The organism is Legionella sp. D16C41, from assembly GCF_048541585.1.
GTDB lineage: Bacteria > Pseudomonadota > Gammaproteobacteria > Legionellales > Legionellaceae > Legionella_C.
Genome location: NZ_CP183303.1, coordinates 234062 through 257993 on the forward strand (window position 1 = coordinate 234062; position 23932 = coordinate 257993).

Here is a 23932-nt window from a genome sequence, read left to right on the forward strand (position 1 = left end):
ATCTTTTCAGACTTAATAGGTAACCGAGATGAAGTTTTACAACAATCTAGAGTCGTTCTTATTTGCTTATGAGCTTGGTTCATTCTCTAAAGCAGGTAAGAAATTAAATATTACGCAGGCTGCTGTTTCAACCCAGATAAAAAATTTAGAGATTTATCTTGGTAAGCCACTTTTTACGCGTGAAGGTAAGTACGTTAAGCCTACATTTGCTGCTAAAAAATTAGCTGCTTTAATTTCTGAGCCGTTTTATAAGTTACGAGGTGCTTTAGATGGCTTCTCAAAATATACCAATACCAGGCAAGGTATTATTAAAATAGGCTGTATTAATGAATTTGCGCAAAAAATACTTACCCCTAAAATAGGTGTATGTCTTGAGCATGAAATTAAGCTTAGAGTAAATTATATAAATAATAACCAAGAGGTTATTGATTCATTACGAGATAATTTAATAGATTTCGGCATTACTTCCTTAAAATTTGATTATCCAAATTTGAAATTTATTAAATTATTTGATGATGAACTCGTATTTGTAGGTACTGAGCGGTGGAAAAACTATTTAGATCCAACAAGTACAGCTACATTTATTAATAGTCTTAATTCTTTACGCTGGCTTGCTTACAATAATGATATGCCTTTCATCAAAAAATACATTGATGCAACCTTTGATACCTTTCAATTTATTGAACCTTATCTTACGTTTACTGACTTTAATGTATTAATTGATTTAGTTGCAGGAGGCTATGGGGTGGCTTGTCTCCCAAAATCGTATGTTGAGCCATACTTAGAAAAGGGTACGATTATCCAAATGCATTTTCCCAAAAATCCGCCTCGTTATACTGTCTATTTAGTGTATAAAGCAGGTAGTTTATTAAATAAGCGCATGAAATTTTTCAAAGAGCTTGGTGATAAAATTTCAATGAAAAGTTTACTAGGCGTATACTAAAGACGTAAGCTTTGTCTGTTGTTTAGCAGGTCAGCATGTACTTGCTGTTTCTTTACTATGGTCTTTGCATAGATAGCTGTGTCAGCTAAAGCGCGATTAAAGGCCTCTTCATTACCATTAAGTAGTAAAGAGGCTGCATTTATTTTGTGAAAATTATTAATAAAGTCAAACCCTTTTATAACCTTACGAATTTTTAATACGGCTAAAAACTCATTGTAGCTATGGCCGCCGCTATTAAAGAGTAGACTAGAAGTAAAGCATTTTAAAAAGGTGGTAAATTTTTCTAATGTATTAAAAGGCAATTGATTCTTTTCCTGTGCCTTTTTTAAACAACGGATCTGCGATAACATTGTTCCTGAAATATAGCAAGAAAAAGGATGAACAAGTGTTGAGAAATTTTTTTTGGGCCATGCTGCTTTTAAATCAAAATTAACTCTATCTGGTGGTCTAATAAAAGAAAATCCTTTTTTTGTAAAAATCACATCATTGCTGGGTACAGGCATATAGCTCTTCATTAATCCAAAGTGATTGGAATAAGAACCTAAGGCAAATTGAGGCCCGTGTGTTTTTGCAGAAGCTTTAAGATACTTTATTACTCGCCCACGTTTTTGTTCAGCAAAAAAACCTACCTCATATACATTAAGTGGCATGTCAGGCAACTTTACTAGAAAGAAAGACAACCACGCACATTTAAAGATTAAAGCTAACTTTAATTTTTGATCATCAGAAAAATAGCTATAGCTTTTAGTAGACTCTAATTTAGAAAAAGCATCCATGTACTCTTCTGCAATAGGATTGCCTTTAGCAGGGACTCTCGCTGTTAAATAATCATCGAATTTCACTTGTTCAGTAGTAGGAAGTAGAGCATATAATGCATCACAATAATATGTAATATCAGCTAAGTTGAGTAGATTTAAAGTAGTCTGTAAGGTTTCAAAGGCTAAATGAGTTTCAAAATAACGTCTAGTTGAGTCTTCATTAATTGTATTTGGGTCAATCGAGATTTCGTAGTGTTCATCTAACTTACATTCCTTAAATAAGGTTATTAATTTTATAAACTCTTCTTTAGACGTTACTCCCGTAAGATAGATTTCTTTAATGGTATTAGAAAGTGATTTATCTTGATATTGCTCAATTAATAATAAGAGTGCCTGCCCAAAGGATATTTTGATCATAAAGAATAAACAACGTTTTAAAATAAGTGATAGATAGTGGAGTATATTTAAAATTAAATTAATTGAACATTAAGTTTTTAAATTAGTTTCATTTTATTATTTCTAAATATTCTGCAACAAATCCTGCTAAATAAGGGCTTGCTATATTTTGAATAAAAGATTGATAGTCACTTACGGCTGTATGGTCTGCCTTATCAGAAATTGTACGGACAACAAGATAGGGTATAGCATGTTCATTGCAAACCTGAGCAACCGCAGCGCCTTCCATTTCAACGGCTAAGGTAGTTTGCCCTTCATCAGAGAGACATAGGTTTTGATGCTCTTTAGGATTATTTATAAACTTATCACCAGAGGCAATAATCCCAATATGAACTTGAGGGTTAAGAATGCAGTGCTTAGTGAGTGTTTCACGACTTATTACGGAGCTAATTTTATTGATAAATCGGTTAGCAGCGAGGGTTGCATTATTAATTTCCTTAGTATTTGTCCTAAAAATTATATTGTTGGTCAGAGGAATTTGAAATTGAGCAAAAAAAGGCCTGGCATCCATATCGTGCTGATATAATCCACTTCCTATAACTAGATCACCAATATTTAAAGTACTATGTACAGCCCCTGCAACACCAATAAAAAGTAATGAATCTATATGATATTTATTAATAAGAACCGTTGCGGTCGTAGCGGCGGCCACTTTGCCCCAACGAGAAAAAGTTAAAATCACATCATTGCTCTTAAATTTTCCTTCAATAAACTTTCTCCTTGCTATAAAGGTTTCGCCGTCGACCTGAATTAATTCTTTGATGGCTGATACTTCTTCAAGCATCGCCCCTAAGATACCTATTCGCAAAACTGGCTCCTTCATTATTCAGAAACTTTTCTATAATGTAAAATTATAGAGCAAATAGCATATCTATTTTCCTCTAGCTGTAGAAATCAAAAGTTATTTCAGTAAGTTTACTTAATGGAAACTATGATAATATGGGTAATTTAAATAGCTAAATTGAGTATTTAAATCAGCTATTGAGCCCTAAGTTAGAAACTAAATAAATCATATCTAGTAACAATACATAAATTACTAATTTTTAAGCTTTAATAATCTTCGGCTAGTTTAAAAATTAGCTGGCTTTTTGACTTGCAATCATACTTTTCTCGAAGATTTTCAAAATGTCTTTCTACTGTACGTTTTGAAATGCCAAGGATTGCTGCTGTTTCTTGTGAGGTTTTTCCTCTAATATGCCACCATAAGATCTCTTTTTCTCTAAAAGTTAAATGTGCATGCTGTCGTGTTTTATCTTGATTAAGAGAGGTAAAGACAGGCATAGGTTTACTAATAAAAGCGGTGCTAATCCTTTGTGCAAATTCGTGGCGATTTGAAACTGTTAATTTAGTTATAAATGGCCGAATAATTTCTAATTGTTTATCAAAATAAATAGTAAATTTAGATAATAAATTAAGATTATTTAAATAACTATGATTTATATCATTATTATTCAAATCTGCATCAAAACCATAAAACTTTAATGCTTTATCTTTATTATTTAAAACCTCTAAAATTCGAAAAGGATGGCCAAAATTAAAGTCCTTTAATAGCTTAAATATGACAGCACTATTTTGTTTATTAGGATAAATATCAACAAGATAAAAACCTTTCTTAGGATAGGTTTTTAAAATATTTATTGGTATATCTTTAACAAGTTGGCGTAAAATACAATGCTGTAAAAATTCAGCATGGCTTCCTAGCCAAAAATAATTTCCTTCTTCATCAGCTTCTATGTAGCTAAAATGGCTTATACCAGTCATTTTAAATAATGGTTGGCAAATTTTTTTTATGAAAGAAGTGAAATCGAGCATATTAATTGTATTGATCGGTGTCTGTATAGCCATTTTATATAAACATTTTTATTTAAAATTGATCATTTTGATCAAGTATTTTGCACTAAATTGGTAAAAAATTCAATAGGTCTATGGTATTTAATTTACATTTTTTAATTAAGTTATCTATAAATTTTTTTTTAAAGATATAAATAAAATTAAAGGTAAAGAAATTTTACGTTAATAACAAATTGTTACTCTTTGCTTATAACAAGAACAATATTTATTAAAAAATTAATAAAAATTGAAGGCAGAGAATAATAGTGAAAACGTTATTAAGTCTGATGTCAAAAAATAAAATAAAATTGACATCAGCTGAAAATAAATTAAAAGAAAAACAAGCTAGAAATTTAGGCCCAAATAGGAGTTCTTCTTTTTCTAATTTAAATAAGACAGAAAAAAAGGATTCTAGAAATAATAATGTAGCTAAGCTAACAACGGTGAAAGAGACATTAAAAGTACGTTCTAAATCGGAAGTATTTATAGGACGCAGTCAGACCGTGATTAGCAAGAAAGATAGTGAAATAAGTTCGTTTAATATAATGATGCAGAAATTAAAAGGAAGCTTGACTATTTCACCATCGGTTAAAGACGATTTAAAAGGTAATTTGAAAGGAGTTGCTCATAAGGCCGCAAAACCACAAGTAAAATCACTTTGCTTAGTTGGTGGAGCAGCAACTTTAGCAGCAACTTGGGAAATTTTAATGACTCAACCAAGTAAATTGAAAGATGTTCAAGTAGTTATAATAAGCTCTCCTATGTGGGTTGAGGGTATTAATGAACAACTTTGGGCAAATCAACCTTGGGGTCAACCAAAGCGTTATTTACCAAGAGCTATGCGAAGTATTGCAGAAGGACTTTTCCCTGACTACCCTGATACAGAGCCGCTGACTTTTAAAATGATTAAAGATGTTATTGTTAAATTAAGAGAAGTACTTAAAGAAGCTGGTATACAAGTTATTGAAGAAGAGGTCGAGTCTGTCAATGAATGTAGAGATGGTTTAAGAATTAAAATAAATGGAGTGGATAAGGTTATCATACCGCATCATGATTATCATGTTGTCCATTCAGGAAGAAAATTATGTGATATTCCAGGCATTAAATTAAACCATTTTGGTAATGCTTATAAGAAGTCAGCTGAAGAGTTGGCAGAAAGCCCAATGGCTATGGTAGCTTCTGGATTAAGTGCTTTTTGGGCAATTAGAGATTTTAAAGATAAAACGAATGTTATTCATATAATTCCAAAGGGTGATCGTGAGCTACCAATGCATAATTTTGATTGTGTGTTGCGCTTAGAAGAAGCTGAATTTTTTGCTTCAAAAGATGAGGATAGAGTATTAATTCGTGGATTGTGTATAAAAAATAATAAGATGATGACCTGGGATGTAAGAAAAAGTGAAATTTATTCAGCTAAAGGATTTGAGCTGTCTGATGTTGTCCAAATAAGTAAGGATAAAGTGACCTTAGTTGATACATCACCGAAATCTGAAGATATTTATAATTATTACGATTTAAAAGGTGAAAAGTATATATGTACAAATGATATGCGTGGTACTTTATTACCGCCAGGGAATTTAGCAAGTAATTGCCGTGCCGTATTATCGGCTGTAAGTAAGATAATAGATGATCATGGGGATCTAATTTTAGGAGACGGTCAAGCGGTTACCTCATTTGAAGTATGGAAAGAAGCCACGCTAAGTAAAGCAAGAAAGTTGGGTATTACTATTCATGAGAATTTTTATAGTACTGTGTTTAACCAAATTAAATCAATCATGAGCCAAGGTTTTCCTGATGATGATCAACTATGGGAAGTAATAAAACGACTTTATAATAGAGGTGTAACGGTTAATGGTTTGTTAGAGCCTGTAAAGCAGCCTATAGCTGTAAATAAGAACGGTGTGTCAATCACTCAGTCTCAATTTGAAACTCTATTTAAAAAGCCTACTCAACTTGTAGTAGTAAAAGAAGCTAAAAAGGATAAACAAGAAGCTGAGGAAAATAACGTAAAATTTGAATTATAAAATAACAATAATGCAGGGAGGTACCTTACATAAGCGTAATTGACCGCTTATGTAGTAAGTTTACTCAACCGATAATAAGAAAAAGAATTAATAATAAGAAAAATAATTAAAGCATTAGCTAAAGGTAACTAGCTGTAATAAATTATAAAAATAAGGTAAAAAATAATAATAAAAGCAGTAAGAATAAGAAATATAAAAGTTACCTTAACTTGGCATTATTTTAGATCTATTGAGTAAGCTTAGCTAATTAATAAAAATAAAAAAGTTAATAAAAATTAAAATTACTAGATAAGAATAAAACAAGGAAGTTTTCATATAGGTTAAAATTTTAACCTATTTTATATAGCTGCTAATTAATAAAAATAATCATCAATAAGAAAAATAAGGCTATATAATTCGATAACAATAAAACAAGGATGTTCCTCCTTTTTATTATCCAACACATAGTAAATATTTTATAACTTGTGTGCTTAATGTAAGCTTGTTATCATTAACTTATGCTGTACCCTAATTTATTCAATGGCCTTAAAAATTGATTTAAATCATTCAATATTTTTATTAAAAAATAAAGTTTCTGAAGTAAGTAATCATTTCCTAAGTACCTTTGGGTTTAACTATTTTCAATATTTACGATGTTTTGCTGATGGATCTATTAATTGCTTAAGCAATGAAACTGGATTATTCGAATATTTGCAGCAAATTGAAAATAAGCCGGTTGTTTTTTCGTCGTTTACCGAGCAGCATGAGCAAATTCAGTCTTATTGGTTTTTTTGGGATGAAGAATTACCTTCTATCCCTGTGCAAATTGCACGAGAAAAGTATAATTTGCATAACGGTCTTACTTTAGTTAGACGCAACAAAAACTATTACGATATGATTGCTGTGGCCCTTCCGTATGAGCATCCAAATCCGGGAGCATTTTATCTTAATAAATTTAAGGCTATTGATCAGTTTATTTTTGATTTTGAATTACAAAATAAAGATTTAATCCACCTTTTAAATAAAGATGCTATACAGTTGCCTGAAGCTTATCGAGATACAAATTATAAAACTATCTGTTTGACACACGGTAGAATACAGGTTAAAGGAAAAAATAAACTGACCTATATTACAGTTCAAGAGTTAGCCTGCCTCAGATTACTGCTGCAAGGAGCGACCTACAAACAAATCGCAAAATGCCTTGAGCTCTCACCGCGAACTGTTGAAACCTACTTACTACGAATTAAACAACGCACAGAGTTTTCTGCCTGGGTTGAAATAGAGCGTATGCTGTACTTATGTTCTGCTTTATAAAATCTAATCTTAGCTGCTTATAATTACTGTTTAGTGTTATGTATCACTATTTTTAAAACCAAAGCTAAATAAAGTGAGTATGCTCGCTTCCGAATTATATAATATAAAATTTAGTAGAAGGTATGATATTTTGTCCGTATTTATAAGGGACAGACAGTTAATTTGCTACTCATTATACTTTGCCAGCAATAAGTAATTCTGGAGAAAACTGATGAAGATTCCACGAAATAAACCAGCAAAAAATCTGTTTGAACAATTTTGTGCAGGATATGAAAAACGAGACCTACCTTCTACCCTTAGCCTGTTTACTAAAAATGCTAATGTGTGGGGTTCAGGAATTGATGAGTATCGTGTAGGGTTAAAGGAAATTGAAGAGCAGTTACAAAGAGACTGGAGCCAATCAGACGAGTCAAGAATAGAAATAGTACGCTTTATTGTTTCACCTGACGATGCTTTATGGGCAGCAGCAATTTGTAATGCCCATCTTAAAATTGCAGGTCAAGATTATGTCTTTGATCATTTGCGTGGCACAATAATCATAGAGCAAGACGAGGGTAATTGGAAGATAGCGCATATGCATGCTTCTTTTCCTGATTATAGAAATGCTGAAAATAATTCCTTTCCAGTTAATTAAAGAAATAGGTATCAAGTTTGCGTAAAGCTTGATACTAAACTTAAGTTTTATCTATCTTTTACTCATGTATTTGCGTAAACTGATGGTTTAAGCTAAGTCATTGCTATCTTTATTTATGCAGAAATTAAATGATAAAAATTGCTGTTTTATTTTTGGCTTTGGTTATACTGCACAATATTTAACGAAAAAGTTACTTAACTTAAATTTTAAAGTTATTGGTACTACACGTGATAAATCTAAATATCCAGAATATATAAATTCAGGCTATCAACTGATTTCTTATGATGATGCTGAAGTAGCTCATTATTTAAAAGAGGCAACGCATATTTTAATCAGTGTGCCGCCTAAGTTAGGAATAGGCGATCCTGTATTTTCAAATTTCAATAAATTAATTCAAGCCAATAGCCACCAACTTAAATGGCTAGGATACTTATCTTCTACGAGCGTTTACGGGGATTATCAAGGTGAATGGGTGGATGAAAGCTCTGCTTGCCTTGCCCATGACATACAAGGTAAATTAAGACTTGATGCCGAGAAGACATGGATGTCATTTGCAATGCAGTATCAGTTACCGCTGCATGTTTTTAGATTAGCAGGCATTTATGGGCCACAAAGAAATGCGCTTACGCGTATTTTAGCTGGCAAAAAAGCTAGTATTTATAAAGACGAACAATTTTTTTCAAGAATTCACGTTTTTGATATTGTTACTGTTTTACTGGCTTCTATGCAATGTCCTAAACCTTATTCTATTTATAATGTAGCTGACGATGAGCCAGCTGCTGCTCATATTGTAGATAGATATGCTTGTGATTTACTTAAGAAACCTCATTTACCATTAATAAATTATGAAAAAGCAATACTTTCACCTATGGAAAAGCACTTCTATCTGAATAATCGTCGTGTTGATAACTCTAAAATTAAACAAGAATTAAAAATTAAACTTAAGTATCCCACTTATCGTGAGGGATTAGCTAATCTATTATCCACGACGAAAGATTGATTAAAGCACGAGTTTGGGTAAGGTAAGTAAAAAATAGCTATAATTAAATAAAGCCTTGTGAGGAAACTATGATGGAAAATCAAACTCGTGATGATTTAACCGCATATGTTAAATCTAAATCTAAATCAATTGCTTTAATTTATTCTCCTGTAGAATTACATGAGTATATTGTAGAAATCCTTAGTAAAAATAACGATTCATTTATCCATAAAGGAAAAAAAATTCGTCATTTTCATTCTCTTAAAGAGGCAATGATGCAGGCTACAGAATACGGTGCAGAAGAACTCTATCTTTGTGCAGATAATACTTATGATGAATGTGGAGCCATCACAGCTATACAAACCTTTGATTACATTCCACTTCATAGCCCAAAACAAGCAAACTAAAACTAAGTTGAAATTGATTTAGGATTTAAAATCGTCATTTCGCTAACTTGCTTACAAAACGTCTCTCTTATAAGAAGTAAACTTAATAGCAAACCAAATAAAATGAAAATAATCATAATTGAGAAATTAGCTTGATAATTACCTAATAACGAATAATCATTTATTTTGCTTTCTAGAAGAATACCAATCAAGGGCGCGCTAAGCGCACCAAAAAACATGATCATGGTATTGTTAAAAGCAAGTCCTAGGGTTAAATAACTAGCCTGACAGTATTCACTAATAATGGCAAAACCAATGCTTTGCCCACTTGCGCCTATCCCAAGTAGTAAAAAAGCACTTAGCATTAAAAAGGAACTAAGCGGCAAATAAATAATAGCTGTTAAACTGATTAGCACTAAAGTCACGCTAAAAATCATAATCGGTTTTCTTTGGTTAAGTTTATCTGAAAGATAGCCTAATATCGGGCACCCTATAGCATAACCTAACCAAGAAACTGTAATAAAATAAGCTGAAAAATTAGCAGAAAAGCCTTTGGTAAATAGAAATCTAAGGCCTTCGTTTTCAGATAAATATTCAAGGGAAAAATAAACGCTAGAAGAATAAAATCCTATCCACCAAATTTGTTTTTGTGATAGAAGTTCACGTAAATTGGTAAAAAGAGAAGTCGATTTTGTAAGTATATAACGGCCATCAATGGGAGTACGATTTTTAGCAACAAAAATAAGAATCAATATTGCCAGTAAAACGCCAATAAGTGCCAGTGAAAAAAATAATACGCGCCACTCTGCAGCACCTGTAGTTACTAAGGTGCTTAAGGGGCCGGCTGCAAGCATTGGCCCAAGTGTACCTACAAATTGAGATAAGCCAATAAAGAAAGCGATATTTTTTCTAGGTAACCAGTCATAGACGGCTAATAATAAGCAAACAAAACCAAATGAAGAACCAATGCCCATTAAGGCCCTAAAAAATATGGCCACTTCATAACTAGAACTTACTGAGAAACCAAAATTAGCAATTGCACAAAGGCCTGCAGCGAATAAAAGAGTATGCTTTAACCCATACCGGCTAGCAATGATACCTACCGGAAATTGCATCAAACTATAAGTGACTTGGTACGTTGTCGAGCTAATTATTGCAAACTGTACTGCAGATAGGTTTAGGTCTTGCATAATGGATACTTGAAGCGTGCCTAAGACAGTACGTAGGAAAAATTCATATAAAAAAAAGAAGGCGCAAATTAACCAAATAACAATACCTCGAATAGATAAATGATTAGCTACGTTTGCGTAATTATCTTTCAATTTTTCTGTGCCTTTAGTGCAGTTTTCACTTGATTATTATAGAGCAATGAAACAACTTTGCTTTTGAAAGTAGAAAATCTATTCATTTACCATGAATGACTTTAGTAATCATTTAAAGAGGTAAGATTAAATTAGTAGTTTCTCTAGGGTTTTATTAAGGTGTCACCTATTATTAAATAAGTGTTTTTTATCACACTTCTTGTAATTATGCTTAAAATCTAAAACTTAATTTTAACAAATTTAACAAAGCAGAGCAAATTTGCAGCCTGATGATTAATTTTTTGCTTGTTGGCTTGTTAAAACATTAATTAGGATGTTTTTAAATTCAGAAAAAATTGGCCTAATAATCAAATATTCTTATTTTATAGTGACTTAAATTAAATATTCTCTATTAAAAATTAAAATTAAGAATAATAATAAACTATACATAGCGCTTGTGAGTAAAGCGCAGATAAAAAAAGTATCAGGTAATAAAGCAATAAATATCATAAATAAGCAAATAATAGTAATTTTCAATATACTTAAAAGCGAGGTTGCATCGATAATAAAAGAAGTAAAATTTATAAAACCGCAAGCAACAAAATTAGGATATAAAATACCTAATCCTAATGCAGAAATAGTCATGGGAATAATAAAAGCCGTAACAGAAGTTGTTGCAAAGTAGCTTGCAGCAAAGAAGGATGCTATACCAAAAAAGCTAATAATTAGACCAACATAAATTAAATGTTTTGGTAAATATCGGTTAAGTAGCATGCTATTACAAAGAGATCCTAAACTAAATAATAAACTAACTAAAGACGCAATCCATCCATAAATCCTAGTAGAAATACCTAGGTGCATCTGTAAAATAAATGAACTCATAATTAAATAACATACAATAATATTTACACAGATAATGGCATATATTACATGGGTAATGTATTGCTTATTTGCTAATAGACTTCTTACTTTTGTTATTGAAAACCCTTTTTTTGCTGATGAGGCAAAAATAATATTTGGTAAGAGAAAGTAGCTTAAAATCAATAATAAAAAAGCTAATATAAATAAAAAGATAAAATTACTTTGCCAATCATAAAATTCTTGTAAATAGCCGCCTAATAAAGGTGCTAAGATATTAGCAGTTGTTAGAAAAAATACCGCATAAGACACATAAATTCCTAACTTAGCTGGGGAAAACATAAGATAAATAAGTGCAATAATAATAGCCATTGAGCCAAGTCCTGCTCCTAGTCCTTGTATAAATCGAAAAAACAAAAAATAGGTAATTTGATCAGAATAAATAATTGCCAAAGTAGCCAATAAAAATATAGTATTACATAGAATAAAAATGGTGCGATAATTTATTAACTTTCTTAAAAAGCCATAACAGAAAATAGCTAAGCCAAACCCTAACATAAAATAAAAATAACTAAATTGAATAGTATCATTTATTGTTTTAAAAGCTTTTACCATTGCGGGCATAGAGGGAATATAGATATCCATAGCAAATTGCGCAATTAAGCCATTTACAATAGCAAATGTTATGATCTTTTGTTGGGTTGCTATAGTAGACATGCGCATTGGTCTCATAATTAAGGAAGCTATTTTCTAATAATAACAATGACTTGCCCAGGCTCACTAATAAAACTATCTTGGTTTTTGTGTTTAATCTGTTTTAATTCCCATAGTAGATAATGATTATCATGTAATTGGTCTATATATTGCTGTTGGACTTTAAAAAAGGCGTTTAAATCTAATTCTTTAAGAAAGAGTTCATAGTATATTTCTATGTCACTTATGTCTTGAGTAATGGCATTAATAATTTCTCCCGCACTAAGGCCCTCGCGATGAAAGTAACCTAAGCTTTGATGAAGTTTTTTACACCAAGCACTTAGCTCAGCGCTAAGCTGTTGTGAGTAGATGGTTTTGTCATACCATGGATCAACAACAATAACTCCATATTGAGCAACTCGTAGGGCTTCTGATAAGGCATCTTCTGGATTAGGAATATGATGTAGAGAGTTTGCGATTAAAACCCAACTAAATTTATTATCAGGATAAGGTAGGTGTCTGGCATCACCTACTTCCACATCAATCGCTAACTGACGCAGTTTCTCTATATAAGGATTGTAAATATCAATACCAAACACTTTCATATTATGCTTGTTTTTTAAATAAATTAACTTTCTACCATCGCCACAACCGACTTCTAATAAAGTATGTGCTTTTGGTTTTAAAGCTATTATTCGTTCAATAAGCTTTTTTTCAAGTTGAGATAATTTGGGGTAAGGCATCTTGGCTCTCCAAATTAAGTGAGCGTAAAAATTCCACACCGAAATCAGTTAACTTAGCATGTTTTAATAAAATTTCTTCACCTTGCTTAAATTTTACTTGGTAGGCTGCTAAACGTTCCTGATAATTATAAGGTAAATCGCGGATAGCTATATTAAAATTCCTGCTTTTGACATGATTTTCAGCCCCAATTAAATAGGAGGCGGCTAACTTATACATAATAATTAATCTAAAAAAAACAAAATGAGCATGAAAAATTCCCTTTAATGGTCGTAATACATTTCTGGCAGGTGAATGATATAAGTCAGTAGAATTTAAAATGATTGGATCTAAGGTCATAAGTAAATTTAAAAATACATGGGATGTTTCATGTACTAGGCTGTCAAAGAAATATAAAAATTGTTGCTCTGCTGATTCAAATACCTTATAGCGCATAATAATCATGCCAAAGTATCTTAAGCTTGTTGCTGCTGTGGCAAAAAACGTACCTTTTGAAAGATGTAATAGTAAAAGTATTTCATGCATCTCATCATATAAATTTCTATTAACTTTTTTAATAATAATTAATACTTTATCAATATATTTTCTAGCTAAATCATATTCGATAGGGGAAAGAGGCTTAAACGTTTCAATCCGTTGTGCAGTAGCTTTAATATAATTCTTTTGAAATTTAATAATAGGGTTAAGAGAATTACAGCCTATTAAAAGAGGTGTTGTATAAAAGTTATTAATATCGATTTTCATTAAAAGTCGACATAATTTAAAAACCTGATCTTTATTTTGCTCCTGCATAGCTTCTAATAGTGAATAATAATAAAAATAAAGCAAAGAGGAAAAAATTTTTTTATTATCTAATTTTGTGAATTTTTCGCTTAGATTGAAATTAATTTTAAGCCCTTTTTCTGCTGCCTGAATAAGCTCAAGGAAACTCACCTTAGTTCGTTTTCTAAGAGAAAAATGCATAGCCTTTACAGGTTTTTTACCCATAAAAGGCTGCATTGGAAGCAGATATAATAACTTTTGTGAAACAGTCATACATTTTCCTTAAAAATATACAACTGTAACTAAGCGCAACTAGAAAATAATATCACTTATTAGGCAGGCGCTTGTACTGTGGGTAACTTATCTGCACCATCTTTAATAGTATTAGAAGGAACATTAAACGCATGTCGTTTATGTTCGTTAACTAAACGATTAATATTCTTTTTGGATTTTCGAGGCATTTGCTGAGTTCTGTTATTCATAATAAAATTCCTAATGAATAATTTAAAAAAATAAGCTGAAATTAATCGGCTTATTTAAAAGTATAGACTAGGATTTATTAAAAGTGGGTAAGTGCTTACATCTAGAGTTGGGATTAATCCTACAAAGCTAGATGTAAGTTTAAAGTTAGATTAACGCTAGAATAAGTATCTTACCAAATCCTTAAATAGTTAATTGATAATCTTGTGGTTTTTCTTCCTCTACCGGCCATACCCGTTTAAAGAAATTAAGTGAATATTGACGGCTATCAAGTTGCGTTTTGTCATCACATGAGATAGGACAAGTCGGTACCAAATTTCTTGGATGGACAGTATGGCCGTTTGCTTTGCGTGCATCTTTAATCTTTTCCTCAGAAACATAAAATTTATGTAATTTAGGGTTATCCTGTAGCCACTCTTCTTCATTAGAAGTTAATTTTGCTCCTGCTTGCTTTCTAGCCGCTAACTCTTTTGTTTTTTCTTTAACTAAAGAGTAAATGGATGCTTTTTTATGAGGAACTAACTTATCATCAGCGAAGTGCTTACCATCCTTATCTTTCTTAGAACGCACAACAGTATAATCCCTGTCATGGGGTGGAATTGCCGCAAATTGCTTGTCTACATTTAAAGACCATCCACTAGAAACAATAATTGGATTAAATATAAATTTTACAAAGCCGTATTTTAGCCAATTTAACCAGCTGCGAGGATGTAAGGGGTTACTTCCTTTAGGAGGCAGACTTCGCTCAGCAAGGATTGCTGTTAAAGAGCGAAATGAACGAGCATCATATAATTTAACTGGTAAGTTATCGTTCTCTTGTAAAATGCCAGCTGTATGTGCGGCTGCATTACCACCTAAGCATTCCCCCATAAAAGCTATATTGGCAGGCTTTGCACCTAACTTTATTAAACGTTGCGCTTGGGCAAGCGTATCATCATAGAGATCTTGCTCACTTTTTATAATCCCTTTGCTTAATCCTATACCGCGATAATTAAAAGCTATAACGGTGGTGTTCAATTCCCTAGCATAAATTTGATAATGTTTAATCCAATCAATAAAATTATTGCTTCTAGGCATTGCTGTTATAATAAATCGACGATTTTCAATCGCTTGGTTAGCTGATTTAGGATTACGAATTTCTACAGAATCAAGTAATGCATTATCAGGTGTTTGTAATTGATAAAAATAAAGATGATTGCTATTTTGGCGAAAGTCATAATTTAAGCGTGATTCTAATTTTTGGTAAAAACGCTCTTGCTGTGCTTCGCTAAGTTGGTTAAGGCCACGAAAATGAATTTGTTCTGGCTTAAACCTAGCATCCTCGCCTTTAACTTTTGCAGCAACAGAATCAACTAGTTTATCTAGATAACTATCAATATATTTTTCGGCACGCGGTTTAGGAAATAAGTGCGTTACCCAGCTAAGTAGGGAATAAACAATTTTAAGAGTAACGGTATGGTTTACTAAAAAATTTTGCCAGTTTAGTAATTCTCTAATAAGAATATTTTTTTTAGGCAAAATATTTATTACATCCATTTCATCCGCTGGAGTAAATAATGGATCAGGATTTTTAGAATTTTGTAAAATTAAAGATTCATTTTTTTCATCTTTACGAAAAAGTGGATTAATTACTAAATAGCTAAGTAGGCGGCCTACAACTATTTGATAAATTGTATAGGGTAATTTGATAGTATTTAATAAAAATTGGCCGATTTGCTTAGCAAGACTTTGTTTAGGCTTTACTAATCGATAGAAGCTGCCATATTTACTTTTTGATTGTTCAAGTTTTACATCTAAATTTGTCATGATCTATACAGGTGCTGGAAAAATGAGCAGTTTAACCATTTATTGCTTATTGTTCAAGAATTATAAAATATGCTAGCAGTTCATATTAATAAATAAAAAATAATTTAAGCAGGCTTAAATTAACGGTGAAGTGAGGAGGATTCACTGATTACAAAAGTAAAGATAGCTAATTGATTTATCAATTTTCTACTAAATTAAAAGAAAATATTTCGTTTAAATATTAATCCTGACGAACTCTGAGAAGCTTGGTATCGCGGTTCACAAATACAAATCAATCTCCGCCGAGATGTTGCCGCCTGGCCTTTAAATACTTTATTGTATCCTACCAGCGCGCTATCATTCATTAGACCTTTTTCCAAACTAGCATTAATGGCCAATCTTAGCCGAAAAAAGTCTTCAAATTGCTCATGTACTTCATGTAAACTGCGCTTTTTCAGCCTTTTTTCGACTGACCTTGTCTCATTACTGCCAATTTGGAAGGAGGTTATTAAAGTAATATTCACCCATATTTTCGGTAAAAAAGTCTGGCGTTTCATAATTTTGCACCAGCTCTTTAGCTCTTTCTAATAAAGCGTAATCATTAAATTCTTTCAAGAGTTTAATATCTTTTTTAATATAGCTTGGCCTATCTGCACCAATAATAACTGAGCTGATATGAGGATCTTGATAAAGAAAGGCAAGGGCTAAGCTAGTTAGCTTATCATAATCGTACTGAGTTAATTTAAGTAAAGCACGTATTTTTTCTCCATAGGGTAAATTGGGTTCATCGATATGTTGTTTAACATATGAGGTTAGTAAACCTGTTCCTAAGCCACCTCGTATAATAATACCCATTCCTTTAGCATATGCTGCATCAATATAAGGCTTGTTACGCTGATTAATTAAACTGTATTCCATTTCAATAACATCAAAAACATCCATATCTATAGCATATTGTGCAGGCGCGCCATTAACTGAAATGCCCATGAAATTTAATTTTCCCATGCTTTTTAGATCTTGTAATGCTTCAACAACCTCCCCTTTTTTTAAAATATCGATTGCCGTTTTATTATCTAAATGTAAAAGAACGACATCAATTTTGTCCGTTTTTAATTTCTTAAGGCTCTCATTAACATCATTAAAAATGGCTTCTCGGCTAAAATCGTAAGCGGCTGCGGGTTTAGCACAATAAATACCATCATAGGCTTTTTGTTGGCAGCGCGAGTCAGTCGCTTTAATATTATGTTCACCAGGTTTGGTAATTAAGAGATAATCAAAATTTTCTCGCGCAATATAGCGGCCGATGCGTTCTTCGCTAAGCCCATAAGAAGAAGCGGTATCAATAACATTCAAGCCACTTTTTAGTGCCTGCTCTAATACATCTTTTGCTAATGATTCAGACGGATGTAAGCTTTCTTCACCTGCAATACCCCAGGCACGACCTAATTCAACAGTTCCTAACCCTAGAAAAGAAACGTGTCTATCTAATTTTTTTATGTAACGCTTAGGTAGTAGCGAAGATTGGTCGAGTGAAGCCTTTTTGGCAAAAACAAAATGCCCTAAAAGGAGTAAACTTAAGAGAGAAACTAAAAACTTCATGGTAAATTCCCTATACGCAATTAATGAGAGTGCCACTTAGTAAGTTTTAGTAGGTGACGCTATAGCATATAAACGTTATCGTCTTATAAAGTCAACTAATATTAATAGATGAGTGATTTGAAATTGATGAAAGAAAGCTATTAAAAATGAAATTTAACCAGAAAATAATGAGAATTTATGTCAGATTATACGATTGACGCTGCTATCTTTATATTGCCAATTCCGCTTTGTAAGCGTTTTACCCATAATTTTTGGCTTTTAAGAGATATCAAAAATAATAAAGTTATCGCTCAATTACACGGATTTGCAACTTCTCGCCGAACTAACAAAATTGTTCCCATTGGTTATAAGCGTGAGCATAGCCTACGAGCATATTGCCTTATCTATGATAATGATTTTGCTAATCAATATAATTTAGAATTAAATTCTTATAAGTTGCCAATACATGCCTATAAAACTATATATACTGGAAACGATTCAATACCACGTTGGTTGCAGGCAGTTCACGCTATAAAAGCTATTAATAGCTTAAATCTTGATTATCCCCGAGGCGGTTTTTGCCTTCCTTTAGCAAGAACGATAAATAGTAATTCGGTATATCATACTTTTGCTCAAGTGATGGGTATTCCTTTGCCTATTTTTGCAGATTTTTTGCAGGTGGGTATTCATACTTCTTTGTATGAACTGATTAAACATCATTTAAAGTAAGTGATTATAATAAAGTCGTAGGCAATTCTCTATAAAAGAGGCCAACTATGTAGCAGGCCTCATCGTTTTATACCTACTTATCATTATTTTATTTTAATAATAACCAGCACTCAGTCATTAACTCAGTTTCTGCAACTTCATGATCAAAATTGTAATAGCAAAAAATACACGGCAGATCTGCAAGCTCTTCTTGTGATTGCGGTAACCAGTCACGATATAAATAATAAATGGTTTGATCAATATTCTCACGTGACCCTCGATGCATTGCCACAGCGTAGCGGCCAGCTGGTAAGTATTTTTCTATTATTTCTCCTTGAATTTTTAATTGGGTAGGCACCGTAATTCCTAAATCAAAGCGAAATTCATCAGGCGGTGTCGTTTTAGGATCATCATAAGCAAAGCCAAAAGCTTCTCCTGGATTTGGTTTTAAATTAATAGGCTGTGCCTTTGCCCATTCAATTAATTGGTTAACACTTTCGCCCACTTTTTGAGGGGCACCTCTATGCTCTAAAACAGCTAACCGCCGTTTAGGCATTTCCTTAATAACTATATTCATAAATTTATCTCGTTTAAGCAAAAAGTGCGATAATTTTTCCCAAGCTTGCCAATTTGCTTGCAGCCGAAACATACTAGGTGACTTGCCACAAGCTTGTTTAAAAGCGCGGGTAAAGGCTTCGTGAGATTCAAAGCCTGCATTAATCGCAATATCAATAATTGATTTATCTTTCTCAACAATTAACTGATGAGCTGCCCGCTTAAGGCGTAGCCAACGTATATATTGCTGTAAAGATAACCCGGTGTAGGCAGTAAATAAACGATGAAAATGATATTTTGAAAAACAAGCAATCTCACTTAAATGTTCCAATGTAAGCTTAGCATCTAGGTGCTTACCAATATAGCTAATAACTTTTTGTAACTGTCGTTCGTAATTCATATTAATCTCTACGTCATCTACTTTGCCTACCTGATAAATGATATTCATTTTATAACAACAATATTTGACCGAATTTGCTAATAATTAGATTAATGCGTATTTTTGTATCTATAATGACTTATTATTAAATTAGCTTAAATAAACTGAAGGTTAAATGTTTAACAATTAATAAGAGGAGTCAGCATGAGTAAGCGAATATTATATGGTTCAATTGTCTCACCTTATGTGCGTAAGGTTTTAGCTGTCTTACAATTTAAACATTTAGCTTTTGAGTTAAAAGAGCTTATTCCTTTTCTTAAAGAACATAAAGAAACGCTTTTAACGTTGAGTCCTTTAGGTAAAATACCACTGTATCAAGAAAAAGATTTAATTCTTGCTGACTCTTCTGTAATTTGTGCGTTTTTAGAAAAAAAATACCCAGAACATACTATTTATCCAATTAACCCTGAGGATTATGCTCATTGTCTATGGTATGAGGAATACGCTGATACCGTCTTAATGCCCACCATTTTAATTATTTTTTTCAATCAAATTTTAGCTGAGAAATTTAAATATGAGCCTAATAAAACTGCAGTAAAAGAAGCGCTAGAAAAATTACCGCAAATATTTACCTATCTAGAACAACAAATTAGTAATAAAGATTATCTAGTAGCCAATATACTAAGCATGGCAGATATTAGTATAGTGGTCGCATTTTTGAATTTAGAATTAACTGGATTCTCACTAAATACACATTGGCAAACTTTAAGTCGTTATATTACTAATATAAGTCGCCAAGATTTAATTCAAAATTCTTTTATAGAAGCGAGAGCAAGGTTAGGTATGAGCTTAAAATCTAATAAATGATAATTTCCATCGTTTAATTTTTTATCTTGCTAAAAATATTTACTTAGCATGTAATTTTTCAATTTTCCTTAAACGTTTAATAAAATTATTTATACTAAAATAAGCAAAATAGAATAAAAAATAAAATTTGCAAAAAAAAATCTTTCAAAATCAAGGGCCTATTTATCCTTATTAATTATAAAAATATATTTACATTATTTTATTTAATTTTAAATTCTTCATATTCTCTTAATTTTTCTTTGTTAAAGTAAAAAAAATTTTAATAATAACTAGAGTGTAGTATGAAATTATTTACCAAAAATAATGAACTCAACCGATATAATAATCAAAATCTAAGTAGTTCTTTTGAAAATTTAATAATAAATAACTATGCGCAATCTTTAAAAAAAGATGGAATTAATTGGGATGATCTTGCAATTATCCTCTTGCAAGAATTAGCAACAAAGGAAATTAAAGTTGCCGATCAAGTAATCGAAAAAACAAATGAGAACTCTTCGTATAATGAGTTGATACTGCAACATATTATTGACAAATTATACAGCCGGCCAAGCTATCATTTATTTTTAGAAAAATTTGCTTTAAAGTTAAGCCATTCTAAAGAGCGGCATATTACCTTAGATCTCTTAAGAGAAGCTAAAATAAATAATTTGTCAGAGTTAGAAAAGGTATTTAAAGAATTTCTACATGAGCAAAAAAAGTTAGCTAAATATGCACCAAATTTAGTAAAGATTAAAGATGAGGATGATTATGAACAGCTTATTGATTGCTTAGTAGTTAATCCTTTATATGAAAATTTTCTCCGAGCGTTTACAATACACTTGGCTTCTGAATTTAACCAAGATTCAGACAATGAAAAAGTTGTTGCGCCAGAAACGCTAACACGTGATTCATTAATAAAATTTTTTCAAGTAATTAGTACAGACATCACAACCCAAATTCCTCCTAATAAGGAGTATAAAAAGGGTAAGCTCTATGTTGAGTTAGATAATAGTTTTTTTAACTACACAATTTTAAAAGCTAACGGTGAGCTTGTTAAGGGTATGATTCATTCAGCAGACATTAATAGTTTGATTTATGAACACACTACAGAAGAAGAGTTAAAACAGTACTTACCTAATATTCTTAATGTAACAGCTTTGCGAGGACATACTAATCAATTGGCGGTAAATAATACTGCTTCATTACGTGATAAAGCGATTCATTTTATTACTACAAAATTTAATACAGACCCGCAGGCAACTAATTTACCGCCTAATAACTTTATACAAAGGGAAGAAGCGAAGTTTATCTTAAATCAATGGTTAAATGCAGGAAATCTGCCAAATTTGACCCAATTATTACTTGAAAACAGTCACCAACGTTATGAAGAAAATTTAAATAGGCTAGCCGCACAGGCAAAAAATCATAGAGAAGTAAATAATGATATTAAAGATGAAATTGATGCTGTAAAAGATTTAATGAAAGCGATTATGGATGTCGTTGCTTCTTTAGGTAAAGATAAAAATGAAAAAGATAATAAACTTAATAGTTATGTCCAAGCCTTAATTATTCATCTTAAGAAATTAAAAAATTTCTATGATAAAACACCCATATTATTTGCTAATGAGCCTTTTCCGAAAACAGATGGTAACTTTAATGAATTTGTATGTAACTTTATTTTGAATCAGCAAGATTTTGAGCAAATTGAGTACACAAGCCAAGGAGAGACATGGTATTTAGACTGGAGCTCTTTAGTAGCTGCAATTGTTAAAAATAAATTTGCTGCGCCAATTTATAATAAAGAAAATGGCGAAAGAGATTACCTTCTCAATGAAGATGGGGAGCTTGTGCCTGCTGCAGTTATTTTACGAGAAGAGCTTAAATTAAAGCTATTAGCTTATTTAAATGATGAGCCTGAATATTATCATAAGCATGCCTTACAAGAATATCAAAAAGAACAAGCAGCTCTAACTCAATCTAAACACTCAGAGGCTTACACGCTAAATAAAGAGCTAACACTTCCTGATAAGCCTATTAACTTACCCACTATCACTTTAGAGGAGGCACGAAAAGAAGCTTATAGGCATTATGATATGCGTCACGTGTTAACGCTTAAAAGTTATAAAACTTGGACAACTAAAGAAAAGAGTTTACAACAGCAACACAACCGTATTTTGCAACCTAACTTTATGGAAGGCATTATTGATGAGCAACTTTATCATGCGAAAATGGCCCAGGAAGAATGGTTAACTGATGTGTTGGTTCCTAGGTTATCGTCTGCGCTTTACTTAAATATAGCAGCTAGATTAATTACCGATTATCGTGTTGATATTGAAGAGGTTAATAAACTAGCGAAAAAACTATGGCATGACATTTCTATGTCTAATGCTATGGATAAACTAAGCCTTGACTGGCAGAATATGACAATTCGTCTAGCGCCTCTAGCAGAATCACATCTCTATGACGATTGCGTACGAAAAGCTACTGAACGGATGAAAAAGCTTTATCCTGATATTGTTGAAGATTCGTTTGATTACGACTTCAAATTTAAATCTTGTTTAGAAATGGAAAGGAATAAAGTTCGTAAGAAATTAACTAATGAAGTTGTCGGAGCATTTCTTGATAATTATTTAGATTCATTTGCGCAACAAGATAACTTGGAAAAGAAGCCACAGTTGCCAATTGGGGATAATAAAGATTATGTTTTTATTGGGCCTTCAGCAAGTGGTAAAAGTACCATATCTAATCAATATGTAAAAGAGCAAGATAGAATGAATTATGTTTCTATGTCCACAGATGATTATCGTGGTATCTATCTTCCTGGAACAGACGATTTTGAGCAACTCGAGACTGAGCAGATATTTATTCGTACACAAGATAGTGCTTATTTAGTTAGTGAACTTGTGGAAGATCGTATGAAGTCATTTAAAGATAAACGACCTAATATGATAGTTGATGGCGTAACTTATAAACCAGCACATCGTGCTTTAGTAGAAACTAATAATAATTCTGTAGTTGTCTGGGCTTGTTTAGATGATGTGGCTGAAGTAGTCAAACGTACTTACAATCGAGCTACTCGTGAAGATACTAGTGCTGCTGATAAAGGTCGTCATGTTAATACCACCAGTTTATTACATATGCATAAAACGGCAAGTATTGGCTTGGTTGCTTATTGTGCGCCAAATACAACGATTGCTGTTTACAACACGAACATTCGTCCTAATGAAGTACCGGCACTTATAGCGACAATAGATACGCATGGTACAAAAACTATAACCATTAATGAGGAACAAGGCGCTCTTTTACATTTAACCTCTTTTTTCAATAAAAAACGGTTAAATATAAGTGCCAGAAATGATAGCAGCTTATTTATTTCTAAGTTGCAAAAACCGGCATTCCAAGTTGAATCGCTATTTGCAGTCTTAAATTATAATTTTAGCTTAGTGCTAAATGATCATGAAGGAAATCCCTACCTCATCTTTAAGAAAACGGATCAAGAAGGCATTGAAATGACAATTATTGATCCTGAACAAGTAAGAGAGAAACTCTCTCCTCGCAGTAGTGAATCAGGATTAATTAAAATGATGTTACTGTATGGAAAATACGGTAGCTTAAAGGAAGTGCAAAAACAATGCTTACTTCATGATGGTGGTGATCAACTTGTAGAAAGTATGCTTGATGAAGCAACGGTTAAGCACGATATAAAAAGTGTAGTTTAAATTAAATTTACCGACTAATCTAAAACGAGCCCAGGGATGGCTCTACTTTAAATAAATTAATTCTTTTAATAAAAATTTACCTACCTTAAATGATCTTGCATGACATTCAACTCCTCCTAAAAATATTAAAATGGGAAAAATTTTAATAGATAACATCATCATTTAGTTTTAAGAAGTAACGCTGTAAAAATTAAGTAACTTCTCTACACTTTATCTCAAATATT

General features: G+C 32.0%; 20 protein-coding genes. 9 read left to right on the top strand and 11 right to left on the bottom strand.

Annotated features, from left to right (window positions below):
- The first annotated feature begins 28 nt into the window (after nucleotides 1-28).
- Nucleotides 29-943, top strand: a complete 915-nt coding sequence (locus ACNVED_RS01070) for a LysR family transcriptional regulator (RefSeq protein ID WP_419419928.1) — start codon at nucleotides 29-31, stop codon at nucleotides 941-943.
- On the opposite strand, the gene ACNVED_RS01075 is transcribed toward ACNVED_RS01070, so the two are convergent.
- From ACNVED_RS01075 to ACNVED_RS01085, 3 genes are all read right to left on the bottom strand, one after another.
- Nucleotides 940-2118, bottom strand: a complete 1179-nt coding sequence (locus ACNVED_RS01075; RefSeq protein WP_419419929.1) for a hypothetical protein — start codon at nucleotides 2116-2118, stop codon at nucleotides 940-942. The two genes, ACNVED_RS01070 and ACNVED_RS01075, sit on opposite strands and share 4 nt — an antisense overlap.
- An 88-nt stretch (nucleotides 2119-2206) precedes the next feature.
- Nucleotides 2207-2965, bottom strand: coding sequence for a 5'-methylthioadenosine/adenosylhomocysteine nucleosidase (locus ACNVED_RS01080; RefSeq protein ID WP_419419930.1), 759 nt, complete (start codon nucleotides 2963-2965; stop codon nucleotides 2207-2209).
- Between the two features lie 242 nt (nucleotides 2966-3207).
- Nucleotides 3208-4002, bottom strand: a complete 795-nt coding sequence (locus tag ACNVED_RS01085; RefSeq protein WP_419419931.1) for a helix-turn-helix transcriptional regulator — start codon at nucleotides 4000-4002, stop codon at nucleotides 3208-3210.
- Between the two features lie 272 nt (nucleotides 4003-4274).
- Between ACNVED_RS01085 and ACNVED_RS01090 the strand changes: the two genes are divergently transcribed.
- The 5 genes from ACNVED_RS01090 to ACNVED_RS01110 all read left to right on the top strand — a co-directional run bounded on the left by ACNVED_RS01090 (nucleotide 4275) and on the right by ACNVED_RS01110 (nucleotide 9324).
- Nucleotides 4275-6011 carry a hypothetical protein gene (locus ACNVED_RS01090; RefSeq protein WP_419419932.1) on the top strand — a complete coding sequence of 579 codons (1737 nt, stop codon included), beginning with the start codon at nucleotides 4275-4277 and terminating at the stop codon, nucleotides 6009-6011.
- Between the two features lie 519 nt (nucleotides 6012-6530).
- Entirely contained in the window at nucleotides 6531-7304 is a 774-nt protein-coding gene (locus ACNVED_RS01095) for a helix-turn-helix domain-containing protein (protein WP_419419933.1), read from the top strand.
- Nucleotides 7305-7515: 211 nt separating this feature from the next.
- Nucleotides 7516-7938: a nuclear transport factor 2 family protein gene (locus tag ACNVED_RS01100; RefSeq protein ID WP_419419934.1), complete on the top strand. Its 423-nt coding sequence runs from the start codon at nucleotides 7516-7518 to the stop codon at nucleotides 7936-7938.
- Between the two features lie 115 nt (nucleotides 7939-8053).
- Nucleotides 8054-8938, top strand: a complete 885-nt coding sequence (locus ACNVED_RS01105; protein WP_419419935.1) for an SDR family oxidoreductase — start codon at nucleotides 8054-8056, stop codon at nucleotides 8936-8938.
- 71 nt (nucleotides 8939-9009) lie between these two features.
- Entirely contained in the window at nucleotides 9010-9324 is a 315-nt protein-coding gene (locus ACNVED_RS01110) for a hypothetical protein (protein WP_419419936.1), read from the top strand.
- A 2-nt stretch (nucleotides 9325-9326) separates the two neighbouring features.
- Here the strand turns inward: ACNVED_RS01110 and ACNVED_RS01115 are convergent, their stop codons facing one another.
- The 7 genes from ACNVED_RS01115 to ACNVED_RS01145 form a co-directional block, all read right to left on the bottom strand.
- A complete protein-coding gene (locus tag ACNVED_RS01115; protein WP_419419937.1) occupies nucleotides 9327-10625 on the bottom strand; it encodes an MFS transporter in 1299 nt (432 codons plus the stop codon).
- A gap of 372 nt (nucleotides 10626-10997) precedes the next feature.
- Nucleotides 10998-12179, bottom strand: coding sequence for an MFS transporter (locus ACNVED_RS01120; protein ID WP_419419938.1), 1182 nt, complete (start codon nucleotides 12177-12179; stop codon nucleotides 10998-11000).
- A 26-nt stretch (nucleotides 12180-12205) separates the two neighbouring features.
- Complete coding sequence (locus ACNVED_RS01125) at nucleotides 12206-12898, bottom strand: class I SAM-dependent methyltransferase (protein WP_419419939.1); 693 nt, start codon at nucleotides 12896-12898, stop codon at nucleotides 12206-12208.
- Nucleotides 12870-13931, bottom strand: a complete 1062-nt coding sequence (locus ACNVED_RS01130) for an aKG-HExxH-type peptide beta-hydroxylase (protein WP_419419940.1) — start codon at nucleotides 13929-13931, stop codon at nucleotides 12870-12872. The genes ACNVED_RS01125 and ACNVED_RS01130 overlap by 29 nt, the downstream gene beginning before the upstream one ends.
- A gap of 59 nt (nucleotides 13932-13990) precedes the next feature.
- A complete protein-coding gene (locus ACNVED_RS01135) occupies nucleotides 13991-14140 on the bottom strand; it encodes a hypothetical protein (RefSeq protein WP_419419941.1) in 150 nt (49 codons plus the stop codon).
- A gap of 181 nt (nucleotides 14141-14321) precedes the next feature.
- Complete coding sequence (locus tag ACNVED_RS01140) at nucleotides 14322-15944, bottom strand: hypothetical protein (protein ID WP_419419942.1); 1623 nt, start codon at nucleotides 15942-15944, stop codon at nucleotides 14322-14324.
- Nucleotides 15945-16406: 462 nt separating this feature from the next.
- Nucleotides 16407-17522, bottom strand: a complete 1116-nt coding sequence (locus ACNVED_RS01145; RefSeq protein WP_419419943.1) for an aldo/keto reductase — start codon at nucleotides 17520-17522, stop codon at nucleotides 16407-16409.
- A 177-nt stretch (nucleotides 17523-17699) separates the two neighbouring features.
- On the opposite strand from ACNVED_RS01145, the gene ACNVED_RS01150 reads away from it, so the two are divergent.
- A complete protein-coding gene (locus tag ACNVED_RS01150; RefSeq protein ID WP_419419944.1) occupies nucleotides 17700-18230 on the top strand; it encodes a hypothetical protein in 531 nt (176 codons plus the stop codon).
- Between the two features lie 88 nt (nucleotides 18231-18318).
- Here the strand turns inward: ACNVED_RS01150 and ACNVED_RS01155 are convergent, their stop codons facing one another.
- Nucleotides 18319-19164, bottom strand: coding sequence for an AraC family transcriptional regulator (locus ACNVED_RS01155; RefSeq protein ID WP_419421126.1), 846 nt, complete (start codon nucleotides 19162-19164; stop codon nucleotides 18319-18321).
- Between the two features lie 183 nt (nucleotides 19165-19347).
- On the opposite strand from ACNVED_RS01155, the gene ACNVED_RS01160 reads away from it, so the two are divergent.
- Complete coding sequence (locus tag ACNVED_RS01160; protein ID WP_419419945.1) at nucleotides 19348-20010, top strand: glutathione S-transferase family protein; 663 nt, start codon at nucleotides 19348-19350, stop codon at nucleotides 20008-20010.
- A 281-nt stretch (nucleotides 20011-20291) separates the two neighbouring features.
- Nucleotides 20292-23708 (top strand): hypothetical protein, encoded by a 3417-nt coding sequence (locus ACNVED_RS01165; protein WP_419419946.1) that lies wholly within the window; start codon nucleotides 20292-20294, stop codon nucleotides 23706-23708.
- The last annotated feature ends 224 nt before the right edge of the window (nucleotides 23709-23932 follow it).